Origin of the sequence: Dyadobacter sp. BHUBP1, from assembly GCF_050587785.1 — a bacterium.
Taxonomy (GTDB): Bacteria; Bacteroidota; Bacteroidia; order Cytophagales; family Spirosomataceae; genus Dyadobacter.
In genome coordinates, this window is record NZ_JBOBIH010000003.1 from 629,257 (window position 1) to 648,826 (window position 19,570).

Below are 19,570 nucleotides of genomic sequence, written 5' to 3' on the forward strand. Positions count from 1 at the left end.
CCCGAATCTATGAACCGAACCTTTACCAGACACGCATTTTCGTCGTTAGCATTAGTTTTCATTGTCTTTTTACGCCCATTCGGTGCCCTTGCGGCCATTCCCAAGGCGCCCGCCACGCTTGTAGCGGTAGCTGGTTCCGCAAGCCAGATCAACCTCGGGTGGCTGGACCTTGCCACGGACGAGACGGGTTTTGAGGTAGAGCAATCTACGGACGGGACGAAATTCGTGAAAATAGCTGATCTGGCTGCCAATACCATGGCTTATCAGGATAAGTCGCTGAAACCGGCCACCAAATACTGGTACCGCGTGCGCGCCAGGAATGCTTCCGGAGCGTCGGCCTATTCTAATGTCGCCAACGCTACAACACTGGTAGTCATCACGATTCCCAAAGCGCCGACGGCTCTCGTGGCCAATAGCGCCTCTTCCACACAAATTAATGTGAGCTGGACGGATAATGCGAACGATGAAACCGGGTTTGAGCTCGAACGCTCAACGGACGCATTGTCATTTACCAAAATCGCCGACCTCGGGGCTAACGTAACGACCTACCAGCACACGGGTCTGGCACCGGCAACACGCTACTGGTACCGCGTACTTGCGAAGAACACCGCCGGGAAATCGGGCTATTCCAATATTGCGAATGCGACCACACGTGACGTAGTGCCCAATGCGCCTTCGGGCCTGACGGCCACAGCAATTTCAGCTTCGCAAATAAATTTGAAATGGACCGATAATGCCAGCAATGAGAGTGGTTACCAGGTAGAGCGCTCGCAGAACGGGACTACTTTTACCAAAATCGCCGACCTGGCCGCTAATGTGACCAGCTACCAGAGCTCTGGTCTGTTGGCTGCGACTGGTTATTCCTTCCGGGTACGGGCCGTCAATGCGGTCGGGCCTTCGGCATATAGCAATACCGGTTCTGCTACCACGCAGAATATTCCGGTGCCTGATGCGCCTGCAAATCTGACAGCGGTTCCTACCGCCCCGGACCTGATCCAGCTGCGCTGGGCGAAACCGTCCGCCAATGCAACCGAAATCGTCATCGAACGTGCGAAAGGTGAGGGTAACTTTGTCCCGATAGGCAAAGTAGCTGCGACCGTGCTGCAATACGAGGACCGGACAGAGCTCGAAGCTGCCGACTATTTTTACCGCATTAAGGCCGTGAATGCAGGGGGAGAATCGCCTTACAGCTTGCTGGCGATCGTGCGCGCCGCTTCGATCATCACGGCGGTGGAGACCCCGCAAGCGCGGTATTTGATTTATATGACAGGTCGGACGCTTGTTGTCGATCTTAACGGGGCCGCAGAGGCGAAGGTATCTGTTTATGATCTTGCGGGGCAGGTTCATAATGTGAAGAAAGTCAGGCAGGAGGGACGCGTTGACCTTAGTCGGCTTCCGGCGGGCATTTATGTGGTTGTAACCGATATGGGCAAGGAAGTAATATCGAAGCGAATATTCCTTTATTGATATATCCTGAACCTAAATTTACTGACCTCTATGAAATGCTGTTCTTTGAAGCCGTTTTCGGGCTTCTCTTGCATAGCCCTTGCCCTGTGCCTGCTCATTTCCGGCGCTGTTTCGGCGCAAAAAAAGAAAAAATATATTGTGAACGCCTACGTAGGCGGGTTCCGCGGGCTCGTGAATGTGGAGGAAATAGATGCTGAAAAGCTGACGCACATCAACTATGCATTTGTCAATGTGCAGGATAGCATGGCAGTCCTTACCAACCTCGCCACCGATTCCATCAATTTCAGGAAGCTGAATGGACTTAAAAAGAAAAACCCGGACCTGAAAGTTATCATCTCGATCGGCGGATGGGCGTGGAGCGAAAACTTTTCGGACGCCGTGCTGACCGAATCTTCCCGTTTGAAATTTGCAAAATCCAGTGTCGACATCGTGCGCGAGTACGACCTCGACGGCGTGGACATCGACTGGGAATATCCCGGTATGCGCGGCGAGGAAGGCAATATCTTCCGGCCGGAGGACAAACAGAATTTTACGCTGATGTTCAAAGCATTGCGCGATGAACTGAATTTGCTCGAAAAAGAAAAGGGGAAAAAATACCTGCTTACCACCGCAGTGGGCGGCTCGAAATCATTTATCGAGCACACTGAAATGGCTCTCGCGCAGGTGCACCTCGACTATGTGCTGATCATGACCTACGATTATGGCGGCCGGAATGGCACGGTGGGGCACCATACCAACTTGTATGACTACGATTCGTCCGGCGAAGGCTCATCCGCCGATCGCTCGGTGAAGAATTTTATTGCAGCGGGTGTACCTGCGGGCAAGATCGGGCTCGGAGCGGCCTTCTACGGCAAAGGTTGGGAAGCCGAAACAGTTGATAATCATGGATTAGGCACAAAACGCGTGAAATCCGTGCAAGGAGGCGGTTATACCAAGCTGAAAGACACCATTATCGACCAGAATGGCTACAAAAAATACTATGACAAAAAGGCCAAAGCGCCGTACCTGTTCAACGATTCCACTAAAGTGCTTATCACCTACGAAGATGAAAAGTCGGTCAAAGGGAAATGCAAGTATGTGAAAAAGAACAAGCTCGCGGGCATATTCTTCTGGGAGTATTTCAATGACCCGAAAGAATACCTGATCAACGAAATCGACAAAAACCTCGACTAGCGCGCTACCAGCTGCAGCAGATCGTCCCTGGTCAGTGACTTCAGAATATCGGAATCTGTTTTGATCAGATCATTGGCCAGGTCCTTCTTCGTCTCCTGCAATTCCATGATTTTTTCTTCGATCGTGTCGGGGCAGATGAGCCGCACGGCGATCACATGCTTGTCCTGCCCGATGCGGTGTGAACGGTCGATGGCCTGGTTTTCAACGGCCGGGTTCCACCATGGATCGATCAGGTACACGTAATCGGCTTCGGTGAGGTTGAGGCCGGTACCGCCGGCTTTCAGCGAAATCAGGAAAACGCGTACGTCGGGGTTGGTTTGGAAGCTTTCCACCCTCGCTGCCCTGTCCCGCGACTGGCCGGTAAGGTACTCGTACCCGATACCGCGATTTTCCAGTTCGGGCCGGATAAGGTCGAGCATGGAGACGAACTGTGAGAAAATCAGGATCTTATGCTCGGGTGCTTTGTTTTCGATCTGCTCCACAAGCGTGTCGATTTTGGCCGATGCATTGCCGTAAAACTTTTCGTCGCGAAGCAATGCGGGCGAATCGCATATCTGGCGCAGCTTGGTAAGCCCTTGCAGCACATGTAATTGGGAGCGCTTGATATCGCCTTCGCTGGTGGTATTGAGGTAAGTGTAGAATTCCAGTTCGTAGGCATTATATACGCGCCGCTGTTCTTCGCCCATTTCACAGTAGATCACCATTTCCGTTTTTTCCGGAAGTTCCGACGCCACCTGCTGCTTGGTGCGCCGCAGGATAAACGGATTCACCCGCTTTTGGAGCTCCGCGGCCCGCTCGGCATCCTTGAAACGGTCAATCGGCGCCGAGAAATGGTTACGAAACTGCGTTTTGTTGCCCAACAGGCCGGGACAGGCGAACGAAAGCTGCCCGTACAAGTCAAAGGTATTATTCTCCACCGGCGTACCGGTCATCACAATGCGGTTGCGCGCATGCAGCAGCCTCACAGCTTTGTAGCGCTGAGATTCAGGATTTTTGATGGCTTGCGACTCGTCGAGGATGATGTAGTTGAAATGGTATTTCTTTAAAAAATTCACGTCCGAAAGCAGCGTACCGTAAGAGGTTAGTATTATTTCATAATTGTCGAAATCGGTAATATCCTTTACGCGGTCGGCACCGTAAATGGTAAGCATCCGAATGTCCGGTGCGAACCTGGTGACCTCGGCCTGCCAGTTGAAAACCAGTGAAGTGGGAACGATGACCAGGTTTGTGTTCCGTATCTGTTTTTTTCTTTGCAACAAAATGAATGCGATGATCTGCAAAGTTTTACCCAAACCCATATCGTCCGCCAGGCATCCGCCGAAATTGAAATCGTCGAGAAAATTGAGCCAGTTGAGGCCCTGTTTCTGGTAGCCCCGCAGGCTCGCTTTCAGCCTTTTGGGCACCGGCACCGGCTTGATCGAGTCGAAATCCGTGAATTTGGATTCGTAAAACGCGATCTGCTCCCGCGCCTCGCGGTCGAGCATTTCGGCGTCGTACATATCATGCACCGCCGCGAAGCTGATTTTCGGCGTGTGGATTTCCTCGCCCACGATCTCGCCGACTTCGAAGTACCTGGCAAATTTTTCGAGCCATTGTTCCGGTAAAATACCCAATGTTCCGTCGCTCAGCTCTACGTACTTGTTGCGGTTTTTAGCAGCCTTATGCAGGTTTTTAAGCGTCACTTTCTGCGACCCGAACTGTACGGTAGCCGTGGTATTGAACCAGTTGATGCCGCTGTTGACGTGGATCGAAACCTTTGCCTTGTTTACATTCAACCGGTTTTTGGTGAGTTGGTTGAAGCCGAGGATCGTAATGCCCTGGTTTTTCCATTCGTCGAATGCGTCGGGGAACCAGTTTTCGTCCAGGAATCGGGCTCGGTGCAGGTAAAAGAAATGCTTATCCTCGATGCCTTCTGTAAGCTGGTACTCGAAATCCGGGTGCTGGCGCATCATGGCGGCCATGTAGCGGAGCTCCTCTTCCTGGTCACGCTTCACAATGAACGGGTTGCCATGTCCGTCGACAGAATAAATGTCGTTTTTCGTGTACAGCGGCACTTCCACGTTGCCATACTTTACAACCGGCGTGATGAGCACGTAATTGCCAAAATCTTCCAGATAAATGATCTTTTCCACGCGTCCATCAAAGCCCTGTTCCTCGCGTTGCGCCGGCGTAGCGGGCTTTACGTACGTGTAGGATATGCGTATGCGCGGGGGAAGTTTGGCGAGCAGGTTCTGGCGGAAATCCTCGAATTTGGTTTCATGGATGTAAATGCGCTGGTTGTGCTGTCTGAAAAAGTGTAACACTTTCAGTATGTCTTCGCTTTCAATCAGATGCAGCGAATCTTTGTATAATACGAAATAATCGTAGCGGATCTCTACATTTTCAAGATCGAGGTGAACACTATCAATGATCAACTGCCCGGAAATGCGGAAAAACGGGTCCTTTTTATCGATCGTCAAATGCACATCGACGTCCGACTGGGCGAGTTTCACGGGCACCAGCGAGCCTGCATTTATATTGTCGGATATCAGCTGGCTATGGTAGTAAAAATCCAGTTTGTCGGGATTTTTGAGCACCGCACGCAGGCCGGCGAGGTCGGTTTCCGGGTTTTTCTTCCTGAAATTATTGCTGAACGACGCAATGGCCGTGTAAAACCGCGACAGGTCGTGGTCCTGGGTTTTCCAGAGCTGCTCCAATGGATTGAGCTGCACAAACGGGTTTTTCAGCTTGCCTTCCCGTGTTACCGGCGCGTCGTACATTTCCAGATAAAAGTGGTCGTAATACTTGTTAAGACCGATCGCGACGATGGTACGGGTATTGGCGTCGGCAGATTTGGCCTCGGGTAAATGCCGCGCAGGATCCGAAAAAAGCTGGTCCTGCATAGCCGAAACAGCGGCCTGGTTGATCGGGATAAGCTCCTTGATGAGCGGCAGCACGCGCAACTCGCGGTTGACGTATTCGATCGTAAAGTATTGGTTCAGATCGGGTTCGGCTTCCATGCCGTAGTCGGCGGCGAGGGCGCGCAGGCGGTCGTTGCGGATGTTTTTGTCGAAAAACGCGCGGAAATCCCTGCGGTTCATAATGTTGTACAGCACCTGCACCTGGTGTTCGCAAAGCTTGCGTTTGGGACGGGTGCATTCGCAGTAGAGGTTCACCATGCGGTCGTTCTGCTTCACCACCACCTTGAAAGCCTCGCCGCCCCATTGAATCCGGAATGCGGCATAATCCACCACCATATCGTCGGGCTGGATTTCGAAATAGCCCCGGCGCTCGGTAGCGGGCATGTCGGCGCTGTGGTTGAGAATGTGCGTCGTGGAGAGCTCTGCGAGGTTAAAATCCAGGAAAATATAGTTATGCTGGCTCGGTGCGGCCGCCACGGCTGGTTCATTCTTTTTCATAAGGCAAATTAACAACTGCGGTTACGTTTGGCACCATTATTTTGCAAAATTTGCGTTAATGAAAAATCTGATCTGCTTCCGTTTCTTCCCGCTTGCCGTTCTTGTTATGCTGCTGATAACTGCCCCTGCATGGGCGCAGGATGTTAAAACCGATACTTTGAAAGTTCTTCCGGCCGATTCGGTCGCCGCTCCGAAACCCGACACTGCTGTATTACCGCCCCGCGTGCTCATCGACACGATTCGATACCGGCTCATCGGCGACGGCAATTTTACGAGGGGGAATGTCAACCGGAGCCTGATGGTCCTGCGCGCCGAATTGATTTTCAGCGGGCCGGTGATCAACATTGCCACCAATCCCCGGTTTACCTACGGAAAGCAGAATGGCGTCCTTGCCGAGCGCGACAGTTATGTGGATCTTTTTGTGGATGTTTTTAAAAAACGCAAAACCTATGTTTTCGGTCTGGCCGCATTGGAAACCAGCAATCTGCGCCGGATCGATCTGCGGCAAATGGCCGGTGCGGGGATAGGCTACCGGGTGATCAGAACCAAGTCGCACGACCTGAGCCTTACCGACGCGCTGCTCTACGAATCGACCAACTTTTTTGAAAAAGCAACTGTAACAACCGTCCGGAACTCGTTCCGCATCAAAGGGAAGCATTCATTTTTATCGGATAAATTCCGGTTCAATCACCTCACATTCATTCAACCGGCTTTGAACGACCTGTCGAATATGCGTTGGAATACGATCCTTTCGGCTGAAATGCCGCTCAACAAATGGGTCACGCTGCGGACAAGTTTTGAAAACTCCTACGAGAGCGTGGTGGAGGTTGGCCGCAAGCGGACCGATTCGCGCATTACTTTTGGGATTTCGGTAGGAAATAAATAGACGATTCCGGTACCGCGGTTGTCAGGGAGAGAGGCGTAGAATATTGTCCATATCACCAGCACATTATATCTGTCCAAAATGTGCTTTATTAAGTATTCACTACATTCCCAATCGAGCAATGAGAGACCAACAGGACAATCGCCGTGACTTCCTGCGCAATTCGCTTTATTCAGCCGCCGGCCTGGCGATGTTTCCGCAACTGACCCCCAATGCATACGGGTCCATCAAGACCGTCGTGGCCGAGCAGCCCTTTATACCGGTAGCACCGTCCCGAATCAAGTTTGCGGTGATCGGAATGAACCACGGCCATATTTACGGACAAGTGGAGGCGGTAACGCGTGGCGGTGGGGAGCTGGTTTCGTTTTTTGCCAAAGAAGCGGACCTCGCCGCCGCATTTGCCAAACGCTATCCGAATGCAAAGCAAGCTAAATCGGAGGCGGAAATCCTCGACGACAAATCGATTCAACTCGTGCTCAGCTCGGGCATACCTGATGAGCGCGGGCCCCTGGGCGTACGCGTGATGAAGGCTGGCAAGGATTATATGGTAGACAAACCGGGCCTTACCACCCTCGAACAGCTCGCAGAGGTGCGCAAAGTGCAGAAAGAAACCAAGCGCATTTATTCGATCATGTACAGCGAGCGCCTCGAAAACCGCGCTACCGTGAAGGCCGGAGAGCTCATTAAAGAAGGCATTATAGGTAAAGTGGTGCAGACGATCGGCCTGGGGCCGCACCGAATGAATGCGAACACGCGCCCCGAGTGGTTTTTTGACAAAAAGCGCTTCGGCGGTATCATATGCGATATTGCTTCGCATCAGTTTGACCAGTATTTGTTTTTTACCAACTCCACCAAAGCGCAGGTAGTAGCCTCGCAAGTAGGTAACGTCAATCACCCGCAGTATCCCAAATTTGAGGACTTCGGCGATGCCATGTTGCGCGGCAACGGGGGCGCGGGTTATATCCGTGTAGATTGGTTCTCGCCCGACGGCCTGAAAACCTGGGGCGACGGACGCCTTACAGTGCTCGGTACCGAAGGCTTTATCGAGATCCGCAAGAATATCGACATCGGCGGCCGCGAAGGCGGGAATCATCTTTTTGTGGTAAATAATAAAGAAACAACCTACGTCGATTGCAGCCAGGTGGAGCTGCCTTATGGCCGCCAGCTGGTGGATGACGTGCTCAACCGCACCGAAACGGCCATGTCGCAGGAGCATTGCTTCCTGGCGACGGAACTGTGCCTGAAAGCGCAGAAGAACGCGCAGAATGTTTCGATGGTGAGCTAGTGCAACGATCCTGTTCCTGATCACTTTTAAACACTTCACAAACTATGATACGCAGACTGATTTTCATTTTCGGATTAATGGGCGCCCATGCTGTCTTTGCGCAAGGTCCCGTCAGTAACGTCGACCGTGATATTGTCTTCAAATCGGTGAATGTGATCCCGATGGACCGCGAGACGGTTTTGAAGGATCAGACAGTAGTGGTCAGGAACGGAAAAATTATTTCCATTGGCAGTAACGCGAAGCCTGCCGTAAATGCATTGGTGGTGGATGCCAAAGGTAAATACCTGGTGCCAGGTTGGTCGGAAATGCATGCCCATGTGCCCGCGATTGACGATTTCGGGCCGATGAAGGATGTTCTGACGCTCTACCTCGCCAACGGCATTACGACTATCCGCGGAATGCTTGGCAATGCCAAACACCTCGAACTGCGCGAGAAAGTGCGGAGCGGGGAAGTGCTGGGACCGAATTTCTATACTACCGGCCCGGCATTTAGCGGACAAACTGTGAAAACAGCCGCCCGGGGCATTGAAATGGTGAAGGAAGAAAAGGCGGCAGGGTACGATTACCTGAAACTGCTGCCCGGGCTTACGAAGGAAACCTTCCCCGGCATTGCCAAAACCTCCAAAGAGCTTGGTATCGGCATGGTTGGCCACGTTTCATTTGCCGTCGGTGTCTGGGCTGCGATCGATGCGGGTTATTCTTCGATCGATCATCTCGACGGATTCGTGGAAGCCATCGTGCCCGGTACTGACACGCTGGCCGAGCAGGAAACCGGCCTTTTCGGGACCTGGATCGCCTATGCCGCCGACACGACCCGCATCCCTAAATTGATCAAAGGCTTGAAGGACAAAAATATCCGGGTAGTACCCACGCAGGCCATTGCTGAACGCTGGCTTTCGCCGCTGCCTGCTTCTGCTTATGAAAATGATCCGGAATGGAAATATATGACCGCCGAAGAAAAGAAGAACTGGTTGAATGCGAAAAGCAGTTATGTCAATAATCCCAAATTCAACAAGGAGCGGGCGGAGGCATTTGTGAACATCCGCCGCAAGTTGATCCTGGCTTGCCAAAAGGGAGGCGTGCAGCTCATGCTTGGCTGCGACGCTCCGCAGGTACTGAATGTACCCGGGTTTGCTACCCATCATGAATTGAAATACCTCGTAGACGCCGGGCTGACGCCCTACGAGGCATTGAAAACGGGTACCGTGAACGTGGCGAGTTACTTAAACAAACCCAATTCAGGTTCCATCAAGGCCGGTAATGTGTCCGATCTGGTACTGCTTGCCGCCAATCCGCTGGAGAACATCGGCAATACCAAAACCATCGAAGGTGTGATGATCGGTACGAAATGGCTGCCGAAAAGTTTCCTGGACAGCGAGCTGAAAAAGATTGAAAAATAGCTGCTATTCTTCGTAAATCATTTTGCGGGTCATGCCGCCGTCTATGATCAGATTGGCACCGGTGATGAAATCATTTTCAGGATTGGTCAGATACAGGCACGCTCTGGCAATGTCATCGGGCTTACCAACACGGCCAGCCGGGTGGTGGGCGTGATCCGAGGCTTTTAACTGGCTGTAATCCCCCGTTTCGATCCATCCGGGGCTGATCGCATTCACAGTAATGTGGTCGGGGCCGAGCGAGATAGCCAATGCGTGTGTCAATGCCAGGATACCGCCTTTCGAAGCCGCATACGCCTCCGTGTTCGGCTCAGACATGAGCGCGCGCGTGGACGCAATGTTCACGATCGCGCCTTTGCCCTGCGCACGCATCACTCTCGCAGCCTCCCGCGCGCAGAGAAAGCTGCCCCGCAGGTTGGTGTTTAATACATAGTCCCAATCATCCACGCCAAGGTCATAAGGGGATTTTGTGCGGCCCAGGCCCGCATTGTTGATCAATACGTCTATTCTTCCAGATGTTGCCTTTACCTGCTCGATACCCGTCACGATTTCGTCGGGATTGGTCAAATCGATAACCAGAGAACTGCACATGAGGCCTTCCTGTTCGAATGCTTCCTGGATAGTCCGCAACCCTTTTGGGTCGCGGTCCCATAATGCTACGCTTGCCCCTTTTCGGGCGTAATGGGTAGCTATCACGCTGCCGATGCCGTTTCCGGCACCGGTTACGATTACTACTTTGTTTTGATAGTCGTTCATGATCAGGATAATGCTTTGAAATCTGCTTCGGATAACCGGATGTTTCCTCCCTGCAGATTTTCTTCCAAATGTTTCAACGAGCTGGTGCCCGGGATCAGCAGGATATTCGGGGCGCGTTGGAGTAGCCAGGCCAACGCGATCTGCGCGGTGGTGGCGTGGTGTTTCTCGGCAATCCCTGAAATTTTGTGTTTCAACTTTTCGGGTCCCGACGCAAGTGGGTACCACGGGATAAAGGCCATTCCACGCGCCAGGGTATAATCCAGTACGTCTTCCCATCGCCGGTTGCCCAGGTTGTACAGGTTTTGAACCGAGACGATCGGTATTGTTTTCTCCGCCTGTTTGACTTGATCCACATCCACTTCCGATAATCCGACGTGCCGTATTTTGCCCGCTTTCACAGCATCTACTACCGGGCCAAGCGTTTCCTCGACCGGGAAGCGCGAGTCGATGCGGTGCAGCTGCCACAGGTCTATCACATCTTTTTTCAATCTTTTGAGGCTTCCGTCAATGGCCTGGCGGATGTGCTCAGGATGGCCATTCACACGCCACTGGTTCGGGCCGGTGCGCTCAAAGCCGCCTTTGGTGGCAATGAGCAGGTCTTTGGGATAGGGAGAAAGCGCATCGGCAATGAGTGTTTCATTGGTATATGGCCCGTAGGAATCCGCAGTATCGATGAAATTGACGCCTGCTTCAACCGCGGCGCGGAGCACCTTCTTTGCATTCTCCCGGTCGGGCGCGTCTCCCCAAACTCCCTGGCCGGTAAGCTGCATTCCGCCATATCCCAGACGGTTAATCTCTATTTCTCCGCCGATTCTGAAAGTAGCGGCATGTTGACGATCATTATTCATATTGATTTGCAGTTAAAAGTCACTTCATAGGAAACTGTCGAAAGTTGCTTTTCATTCAAGGAAGGAGGGGGATGTGGCATACTCATTTTTCAGAAAGCAAATGTCACGCCAGGACTAGTAGGAGGCCATCGGCCCGAAAACTTTGGCACGGTTTTGTTCTTTTCAGACTAAAACCAAACATCATCAACAAATGGAAACGACAGTATTTGAAGCCCGTGCCAGGGAATTGGTCGACGATATCAAGGAAATTGTCAAAGTGAAAGGGATCAACCTGACCGACGCGCTTGAAGAGGCAGGTATCCCACGAAAATCGTCGGACCGGATACTGAATAAGGGGTCAATGCCCACATTATCGGAATTTCTGGCGCTATGCCAGATTTCGGGTATTACTTTTCACTTACCCTATGTAGAAACAACCAATAGCCCCATGTAGCGCTACCCGACTTCAAAATTGAAGTCGCCATTCATTACCAGCCGTGCGTCGATTGGTTCGGCACTGCCGGGAATCTGGAGGCCTTTGATTTTGGCGGTTTTGCCTTTGCTGAGCAGCTCGAAAATGTGCTTATCGGTTAGTTTCTTGCCCAAAAACTCAAAAGGTATCTTAAAGCCGCAAGCCTGGAAATTGCTGCACCCGTAGGCTGTTTTGCCCTTCTTTAAAAGGTGTTCCTTGCATTTGGGGCAATGCAGGGTTTCAATCGAAACCTCTTCTTTGGGTTCGCGCGGCTTGCGCTCCTTTTTGGGTTTCTCCTCTTTCTCGGCGACCAGCGGCGTTTCCTCAATGATGGTAATGGACCGCGCACGCTCATTTTTGACTTCGTGCGTAAGCTTCACCACCATTTCAATCAGCTCCTGTTTGAAAGTGTCCATCGCGTATTCGCCTTTTTCGATCAGGCGGAGTTTACGTTCCCAATGTCCGGTGAGCTCGGCGCTTTTGAGCAGTTCGTTTTGGATGGTATCGATCAGGTCAATACCGGTTTGCGTGGCATATACATTCTTCTTTTTTTTCTCGATGTATTTACGCTTAAAAAGCGTCTCGATGATATTGGCGCGTGTCGACGGGCGACCTATGCCGTTGTCCTTCATCAATTCCCGCATTTCCTCGTCTTCGACCTGTTTTCCTGCGGTTTCCATGGCGCGTAGCAACGTTGCCTCAGTGTAGGCTTTGGGCGGGGAAGTTTTGCCCTGGTGCACGCGCGGTTCGTGCGGGCCGCGCTCGCCTACTTCGAAAATCGGCATTACTTTTTCCTCTTCGGTCTCTTTTTTAACGGCATTGTCGTTCACGTACAATTCCCGCCAGCCCAGTTCGAGGATTTGCTTGCCCGTGGCTTTAAATTCTACCTGCCCTACCATTCCCAGCACGGTGGTGTTGGATACTTTACATTCGGGGTAAAAAACAGCGATAAACCGTCTGGTGATCAGGTCGTAAATGCGCTTTTCATCCTGACCGATATGCACAGGAAGAACGCCGGTTGGGATAATGGCGTGGTGATCGGTTACCTTCTTGTCGTCGAAGACATTTTTCGATTTGGGGATCGGCAAATTGGCTAGCAGCGGCGCTGTGAACTGGCTGTAATAGGTCAGCTCGCGCAGGATGCCTTCGACTTTCGGGTGCAGGTCTTCGGAAAGATAGGTGGTATCAACCCGGGGGTAAGTAACGAACTTCTTCTCGTAGAGGTTTTGAATGTGTTTTAAAGTATCCTCCGCCGAATAGCCGTATTTTTTATTGGCCTCAACTTGCAAAGAGGTGAGGTCGAAAAGCCTCGGATTGCCCTCCTTGCCTTCCTTTTTTTCAAATGCGGTTACTTCAAAATCGTGCTGTTGCAGATAGGCGAGGCCTTTGTTGGCTTTTTCGACGTTCTTAATGCGGTCGATGGTCGCGGTAAACTCCGTTTCGCGGTAGACGGTTTTTAGCTCCCAGTATTCTTCCGAAACAAATGCATCGATTTCCTTTTGCCGCTGGACGATCAGCGCGAGGGTAGGCGTCTGTACGCGTCCGATGGACAGTACTGCCTTTCCGCCGCCGAATTTCTTGGTAAAAAGCCGGGTGGCATTCATGCCGAGCAGCCAGTCGCCGATTGCGCGTGCGCTGCCAGCTGCGTACAGGTTGTCATACTGGCTGCCTTCACGGAGTTTCTCGAAACCCTCGCGGATAGCCTGTTCGGTGAGCGATGAAATCCACAGCCGCTTGACTGGCACTGTACATTTCGCTTTCAGCAGCACCCAGCGCTGGATCAGCTCGCCTTCCTGGCCGGCATCACCACAGTTGATCACCTCTTCGCAATTGCGAACCAGGTTTTCGATTACGCCGAACTGCCGCATAGCGCCTTCATTGTCTATCAGCTTGATCCCGAAACTGGAAGGGATCATCGGCAGGTCTTCCAGCCGCCATGATTTCCAGCGTTCGGTGTAGTCGTGCGGTTCTTTTAATGTACAGAAATGGCCGAAAGTCCAGGTTACCTGATAGCCGTTACCCTCGTAATAGCCGTCGCGGCGCTGGCTGGCGCCGATCACTGCTGCAATATCTTTGGCTACGCTGGGTTTTTCCGCAATGCAAACTTTCATAGGTTCCTTTCCACGGTCGCTTTCTGTATGACCGGCGTGTCTGTTGTCGTTCCCGTTGAGGGGGTGCAAAGATGGTCATTTTTGTCCAGACTTCCCGCCGCCGCCGGCTCGATTTACCTCCCTGCCGACCTGTCAAAAGGCTTGTAAAGGGCCAATTTTTACCGAATAATCAATCCGGAGAAAAATTTTTCAAAAATTTTTCAAAAAAAATTCGCGGTTTTAGGTTTCTGTGCGGCAATTCTTCGGTGATTTCGGGTATTGGTAGAATCCACTCCAAATATAATTTGGTTTTGGACGGTTGATTTAGAATAAAATGGAAGTGTTTAATGGCGCTTAACAATAAGGTAACATAGGCGTTCGGCGGTGCAAAATCTTATAAGGGTCAAAAAGTGACAATTTGATAACTTTCAGATTTCGAATCTTTGAATAGTTATATAATTTTTGTTTTGCTAACGGGCATTTTTGCATGTAGCAGGCGTTGTACTATTCTGTTGTCAAGTGCATTGAACGTTTGTTTTCAGAATATTGTATTATATTTGTACTCGAAATACGATTGAGAACACAAGGAAAACATAAAACACTATTAACAATGAAAAATGCAAAAAATATGCTAGCCGTTGCTTTGGTAGCAATCACTAGCGCAGCTTATGCCAACAACAATTCTACATATACAATTGAAGAAAAAACCAAAGTAGCAGTTGTTAACAACACATTGCCTGCTGCGGCACCAGTTCTGGATAGCCCTGCACCGCAAAAAGTGAAAAATACGCCTGACACCAATTATAGCGCTGCTCAGAAAGCCGCTATCGTAGGCCTCCAATTGAAAAGTGTAACTACGAAGTAAGTGATTGAACCTCATTGGGTTCGGTTAAGATTGATTGATGGTTTTAAAAAGGGAGAAGCTTTTCTCCCTTTTTTTGCGGGGTACTTAATATCGGATAGGATAAAAAAAGAAAAATTCCGATATTAGCGCTATGTTTGAGCCAGAACTCACCGATATACTCGACATACAGCCCGTGTTTGACAGGTTGTACGAGAAACGCGACCGGATTAAAAGCAGTCGCCCTATTCCTTCTTCCGCTTTGGCGAAAATCCGGGAAGGATTGGCCTTGGAATGGACTTATAATAGTAACAGCATTGAAGGCAATACGCTTAGTTTAAGAGAAACACAACTGGTGTTGCAAGAGGGTATTACCATTAAAGGAAAGTCACTTCGGGAGCATTTTGAAGTGCATAACCATGAAAAGGCGATCCAATACCTGTATAGCCTGGTGAGCCCGGATTATGCTATGCGGGGTATCGATATCCTTTCGCTGCATGAGCTGGTGATGCGGTCCGTCGAGGATGATTTTGCCGGGCGCATACGCGATGGAGGCGTGCGCATCGTGGGGGCGAACTTTACGCCGCCTAATGCGCGGAAGGTGCCGGATCTGCTCGATCAGTTGATTGAGTTTACGAATGAGAACCCGATGGGCCTGAATGATATTTTGCTGGCGACGGTTTTCCATCATCGGCTGGTTTGGATACATCCGTTTTTCGACGGAAACGGGCGGACGGTGCGGCTGGCGATGAACCTCTTGCTGATGCGCGCTGGGTTTCCCCCGGCGATTATTCTTAAAAATGACAGGAAGAAATACTATGAGGCCCTGAATCAGGCCAACAAGGGGTCGTACCAGAAGCTGTGCGTTTTGATGACGCAGGCATTGGAGCGCAGTCTGAATATCTACTTGAGTGCTTTGCCGGGGTATGAGTATGAATATGAGCCGATCGTACGCATTGTGGAGGAGCCGGAAGTGCCTTATGGGCAGGAGTATGTGAGCCTGCTGGCGCGCCAGGGGAAGATCGACGCTTACAAGGAGGGAAATGTTTGGTATACTACGCGAGAGGCGGTAAAGGATTATGTCGAGAATAGAAAGCGGAAACGTTAGCGGCCAGAGGCCTTGAAATGGTGGGGCCGAACCGGGAGGTTCGACCCAGCTTGTGTATCGATATCCTTTTGCTGCATAGGCTGGTGCTGCGCTCTGTTCTACTTGAAAAAGCTTCCGATGGAGATCATCAGCAAGAGCGATTCTTCTTTCGAGGTCCCTGCGCTGATATTGAACGCAAATTGCTCGCGGAAGGGCGTGATGTAAAATCCGCCGCCGTAGCCCTGGTGCCAGTAGTTGGCGCCGCCGGGGTCGTTTTTTGCCCAGACTCTTCCCACATCATAAAATGCCCGCACACCCATTTTTAGTGGGACAAAGGTGTTCCGGGTTTCGGTAAGCTGCCAGCGCAGTTCGGTGTTGAGGAAACCCTTCGATTCCCCGGTGAAGCGGTTGCGTTTGAAACCGCGGAGGTCGTTAAGCTGGCCCAGCGAGAATAGTTTGTAAAATGGCAGCTGGCCTTTCGCGATGCCGCCGCCCAGGCGGAGGCCCAGGGTGAGCGGGTTTTTGCTGTGGTTGGACAGATATTGCTCGATTTCAAGTTCCGATATCGAGGCCAGGTCGTTGCGGGATTGCGAAACATGGCCGGCCTGCTGGGTCAGCTGTAAGCGGAAGCCGCGTTCGGGTAATGCGGCACGGTCTCGGAAGTCGAGGTTGAGAATACCTTTGGCGAAGATCAAATGCAATTGCTCTACACCGAAAATATCCGGGTGGTCGGCGAGGTAGCTGTTGTTTCTTAGAATGCCCTCGGCGAGCTCATAGCTTCCGGTAACTTCGATTTTGCTCTGTTTCCAGAATTGGCGGAGCAAACCGGCCGATACCGCGAACGAGTTATACTGGGTGCGGTAGTAATTGGAAGGCAGCTCGTTGCTTTTGGGCGTATCGTTACCCACTCCGAAGAAAAAGTTGTAATTGAGCGGCCTGGAAAGTGTCACCTGCGAAATGCCGTCCCATTGGCCCACCAACTGCCGGAACTGGTTGTTATAGCTGAACTCATAATTCCCCTTCACACTCACCGACGCGCTGAGCGAATGTTTCGCGGCGAAGTCGGGCTTGCCGAAACGTTGGCGGGTGAATGTGACGCCGCCGTGGACGGCGAAACCCACGAACGGGTTGTAGGTAAGTAATGCAATGGGTAGATAGGTGTTGTATTTGAATGCGTTGCGGTCGTATTCGTAGTAGCGCTCGTCGACTGGCTTCACCTCACGTGCTTCCGTGCCGAGCTCATGGAGTGGATTGGGATCTTTTTCATAAATGAGGGTTTGTTGGGGCCCTTTGCTTACATCGGACCTGTCCGCAATGTAATCCTCGCCGCTCCCGCTGATAATGCGCACGAGAATCGATCGATCGGATTTTCCCTGAATATCGAAAACATCATCGCCACCCAGCCCGTTCAGCCTGATTTCACGGGTTTCTGCCGGATCGAAAACGCGGTGATAGTAGGTTTTGGAAGTATCGGCTTGTCGGCTTTGTTTGAAAACATCGTAGACAGTTACCGTTACCTGTCCGTTCTTTTCACGCATTACCTTGAAATATTCTGCTTTATTGGAGCCAACCACGTCCACTTCCCTCGCCAGTAATGCGTAATATTCGGCGGCATACTTTTGCAGGTCGCCGATGCGTACTTTCAGTTTTCGCTCGATTTCGCGTCCGTCTTTTTCATAAATCTCGGAGGGCATGTTGTGCACAGCGGCGGCGATGTCCTGCTCTTGAATGGCATTCCGGATTTCTCCGGCAGCTTTTATCCAATCCGATTTGGTCAGCTCGCTGCCCAGGAAGCGGTCGAGGTGGCGGGCCTGCCACATAAGGCTGCGGAGGCCGTGAATGCGTTCGGCGAAGTTCTCGCCGTTAGGCATACCCCATTCGCGGTCGGCGAGCCAGGGGATGATCCCGTCCCAGCGGGAGAATGCATGGTCGCGGTCGCGGGGGATAGGGCGATAGAGCTCCCCGTCGGCGGTTTTGTAACCCGCCCATTTCCAGTTGTCTTCGTGCTTGCTCCAATCGCCGATCCAAAGGTCGAACATCCGCGCCCGGGCGAATTCGGCTTTGTCTACGTGGTTGTCATGATCATGGTAGAGCTTGTTGAACAGCTTGAAGCTCTTTTCAATGTCTTTGGCTCCTCCAAAGACCTTCGATTTTGAAATTTTATCAGTCGGCCGCTCTTCCAGCATACCGAAAAGGTTGCCATACTGCGCTTTGAATGCGCCCAATTTGTTGTCTTTCGGTAGAACAAACAGTTCGGGACTGGCGTGCAGGATCCCGATCTTGTCGAGCAGCGGCGCCACAGCCATGGCGCCATAGGGCTGCTGGGTGGAGGTCTGGTCTTTGAGTACCTGCGAGACGACCGTCCCGCGCAGCTCGTAGGCGAGCGCGCGGAAAGGATCTTTGTCTACCGAGCGGAAGACATATTCCTTTCCATTACCCGCCACGAGTTTCAGGGAGGTCGTTTGCCGGCCGCCGCCTTTTCCGGCTATGACCAGCCCACCGAAGGTCGTGTCCATGTCGAGATACGGGACTTTAACAGGCACGGTCCAGGAGTCGCGGTAATGTTTCCCAAACCATTTTTCCTTGAAACGCCTGCTGGCGTATTCACTGCCCGCCGCCACGGTGGTTGGCTCGGGTCGCGGCGTGTCCATTTTGTCGGAAGGCTTGATTACCGGGTTACAGGGCTGGAAAAGCGTGTTAGTAATTCCTTTGCCAGCATTTTCACATGCCGATGCGAATATCGGACCAGTTTCCTTTTTCGACACCTGAGTTCCGCTCACCGACCAGTGCTGATAGCTCACATAGCCATTTGAAGAATAGGTTATTTCTACAAAACCCGCTGATGATGACGCTAACGCGGCCTTGCTGCTATGCGCGATGAATGAGCCTCCGGCGATTCCGCCGCTGTTAATGAAAAAATTCTTATCCTTTTGTACAACCGACTGGTTTCGTTCGTGTCCGGAGGCAAGGATCACCGAGCTGTAATCCTGCAATACGCCATTCACTTTGTAACGATACAGGCCCAGGTTGGCATTCGAAATGTCGCGGCTGGTACCGATGTTCTGCCGGAAGCCTACCAATGCGTTGCCTATCAGCGGAGGGGAGAAATAGGATGCTGCCGAAAATCGCCCGCCATAATTTCCCAGCGACTCAATGGGGAAGTGGGAGAGCACAAGCACGTTTTTATCGGTCGTCTCATCAAGAATACCTTCCAGTTCTTCTACGAAATTGTCGGTGTCGGCGATGGTGCAAGCGTCGGAGGAGGGTTTGGGTTTATCATGCGGGTGGTTCCACCATTGGGAGTTGATCACCACTACTTCGAGCATGGGGAAAGAAACCGTCCACGGGCCAGGGCAGCCATGGCCCAGAAATACTTGAAAACGCTGGTGTTTTTCGCGGTCGAGCGCTTTGTCCAACGCAGTGATCCGTTGCCAGCCTTCCTTGCCGGAATTGAGCCATTCGCGGTCGCCCTGGTTGAGGAGCATATGGAGCTCCGGGTTGCGGTCGAGTAGGGCATTGGCCTTTCTTTTCCATTCAGCGACCTGTTCGATGGTCATTTGCTCGGGAAAGGAATCTCCGTTAAATACCCAAAGCAATGGGCCCGGTTTGGTAGCGAGGTAGTTTTCGACAATCGGAAAAATGTCGGCGGGATTTTCAAAGTCGGCTGTGTTGCCTGTGAGTATCACTTTGAAATCTGCAGCATACAGACTGCAGGCAGCCAAAAGGATAAACAGGACGGATGCGGCGAGGCATTTCGCGCAGATTTTGAGTCCGTTAGGAGTGCATGGTAGAAGTGTAGCCAAGGTATGGGAACGTTGCGTGTGAAAAGATTGACAATTTAACAGTAATCCCCGCGGATTGAAATGGTAGCAAGCACGGAAATGTTGGAAAAAT

The 19,570-nt window shown here is 51.6% G+C and carries 13 protein-coding genes; 8 read left to right on the plus strand and 5 right to left on the minus strand.

Going from position 1 to position 19,570, the window contains the following annotated elements; translation table 11 throughout:
• The first annotated feature begins 9 nt into the window (after nucleotides 1-9).
• Both ACQ4MZ_RS14860 and ACQ4MZ_RS14865 read left to right on the plus strand, forming a co-directional pair.
• Entirely contained in the window at nucleotides 10-1,467 is a 1,458-nt protein-coding gene (locus ACQ4MZ_RS14860) for a fibronectin type III domain-containing protein (RefSeq protein WP_430845859.1), read from the plus strand.
• A 30-nt stretch (nucleotides 1,468-1,497) separates the two neighbouring features.
• Nucleotides 1,498-2,640 (plus strand): glycoside hydrolase family 18 protein, encoded by a 1,143-nt coding sequence (locus ACQ4MZ_RS14865; protein WP_430845860.1) that lies wholly within the window; start codon nucleotides 1,498-1,500, stop codon nucleotides 2,638-2,640.
• Here the strand turns inward: ACQ4MZ_RS14865 and ACQ4MZ_RS14870 are convergent.
• Nucleotides 2,637-6,038 (minus strand): SNF2-related protein, encoded by a 3,402-nt coding sequence (locus tag ACQ4MZ_RS14870; RefSeq protein WP_430845861.1) that lies wholly within the window; start codon nucleotides 6,036-6,038, stop codon nucleotides 2,637-2,639. The genes ACQ4MZ_RS14865 and ACQ4MZ_RS14870 overlap by 4 nt on opposite strands.
• Before the next feature lie 58 nt (nucleotides 6,039-6,096).
• Here ACQ4MZ_RS14870 and ACQ4MZ_RS14875 point away from each other — a divergent pair, with 58 nt between their 5' ends.
• The 3 genes from ACQ4MZ_RS14875 to ACQ4MZ_RS14885 all read left to right on the plus strand — a co-directional run bounded on the left by ACQ4MZ_RS14875 (nucleotide 6,097) and on the right by ACQ4MZ_RS14885 (nucleotide 9,606).
• On the plus strand, nucleotides 6,097-6,924 hold the full coding sequence (locus tag ACQ4MZ_RS14875; RefSeq protein WP_430845862.1) for a DUF481 domain-containing protein: 828 nt from the start codon (nucleotides 6,097-6,099) through the stop codon (nucleotides 6,922-6,924).
• A gap of 118 nt (nucleotides 6,925-7,042) precedes the next feature.
• Nucleotides 7,043-8,206, plus strand: coding sequence for a Gfo/Idh/MocA family protein (locus ACQ4MZ_RS14880; protein ID WP_430845863.1), 1,164 nt, complete (start codon nucleotides 7,043-7,045; stop codon nucleotides 8,204-8,206).
• Nucleotides 8,207-8,250: 44 nt separating this feature from the next.
• Nucleotides 8,251-9,606 carry an amidohydrolase family protein gene (locus ACQ4MZ_RS14885; RefSeq protein ID WP_430845864.1) on the plus strand — a complete coding sequence of 452 codons (1,356 nt, stop codon included), beginning with the start codon at nucleotides 8,251-8,253 and terminating at the stop codon, nucleotides 9,604-9,606.
• 3 nt (nucleotides 9,607-9,609) lie between these two features.
• On the opposite strand, the gene ACQ4MZ_RS14890 is transcribed toward ACQ4MZ_RS14885, so the two are convergent.
• Together ACQ4MZ_RS14890 and ACQ4MZ_RS14895 are read right to left on the minus strand one after the other, a co-directional pair.
• Entirely contained in the window at nucleotides 9,610-10,359 is a 750-nt protein-coding gene (locus ACQ4MZ_RS14890; protein ID WP_430845865.1) for an SDR family NAD(P)-dependent oxidoreductase, read from the minus strand.
• A gap of 2 nt (nucleotides 10,360-10,361) precedes the next feature.
• Nucleotides 10,362-11,207 (minus strand): aldo/keto reductase, encoded by an 846-nt coding sequence (locus ACQ4MZ_RS14895; protein ID WP_430845866.1) that lies wholly within the window; start codon nucleotides 11,205-11,207, stop codon nucleotides 10,362-10,364.
• Between the two features lie 190 nt (nucleotides 11,208-11,397).
• On the opposite strand from ACQ4MZ_RS14895, the gene ACQ4MZ_RS14900 reads away from it, so the two are divergent.
• A complete protein-coding gene (locus ACQ4MZ_RS14900; RefSeq protein WP_430845867.1) occupies nucleotides 11,398-11,640 on the plus strand; it encodes a transcriptional regulator in 243 nt (80 codons plus the stop codon).
• Between the two features lie 2 nt (nucleotides 11,641-11,642).
• Here the strand turns inward: ACQ4MZ_RS14900 and ACQ4MZ_RS14905 are convergent, their stop codons facing one another.
• Nucleotides 11,643-13,769, minus strand: a complete 2,127-nt coding sequence (locus tag ACQ4MZ_RS14905) for a DNA topoisomerase 3 (protein WP_430845868.1) — start codon at nucleotides 13,767-13,769, stop codon at nucleotides 11,643-11,645.
• 589 nt (nucleotides 13,770-14,358) lie between these two features.
• Between ACQ4MZ_RS14905 and ACQ4MZ_RS14910 the strand changes: the two genes are divergently transcribed.
• The gene (locus ACQ4MZ_RS14910) at nucleotides 14,359-14,613 is read left to right on the plus strand and encodes a hypothetical protein (protein ID WP_430845869.1); all 255 of its coding nucleotides are present in this window, start codon (nucleotides 14,359-14,361) and stop codon (nucleotides 14,611-14,613) included.
• A gap of 130 nt (nucleotides 14,614-14,743) precedes the next feature.
• Nucleotides 14,744-15,697 carry a Fic family protein gene (locus ACQ4MZ_RS14915; RefSeq protein WP_430845870.1) on the plus strand — a complete coding sequence of 318 codons (954 nt, stop codon included), beginning with the start codon at nucleotides 14,744-14,746 and terminating at the stop codon, nucleotides 15,695-15,697.
• 98 nt (nucleotides 15,698-15,795) lie between these two features.
• On the opposite strand, the gene ACQ4MZ_RS14920 is transcribed toward ACQ4MZ_RS14915, so the two are convergent.
• Nucleotides 15,796-19,479, minus strand: coding sequence for a BamA/TamA family outer membrane protein (locus tag ACQ4MZ_RS14920; RefSeq protein ID WP_430845871.1), 3,684 nt, complete (start codon nucleotides 19,477-19,479; stop codon nucleotides 15,796-15,798).
• Nucleotides 19,480-19,570: the final 91 nt, after the last annotated feature.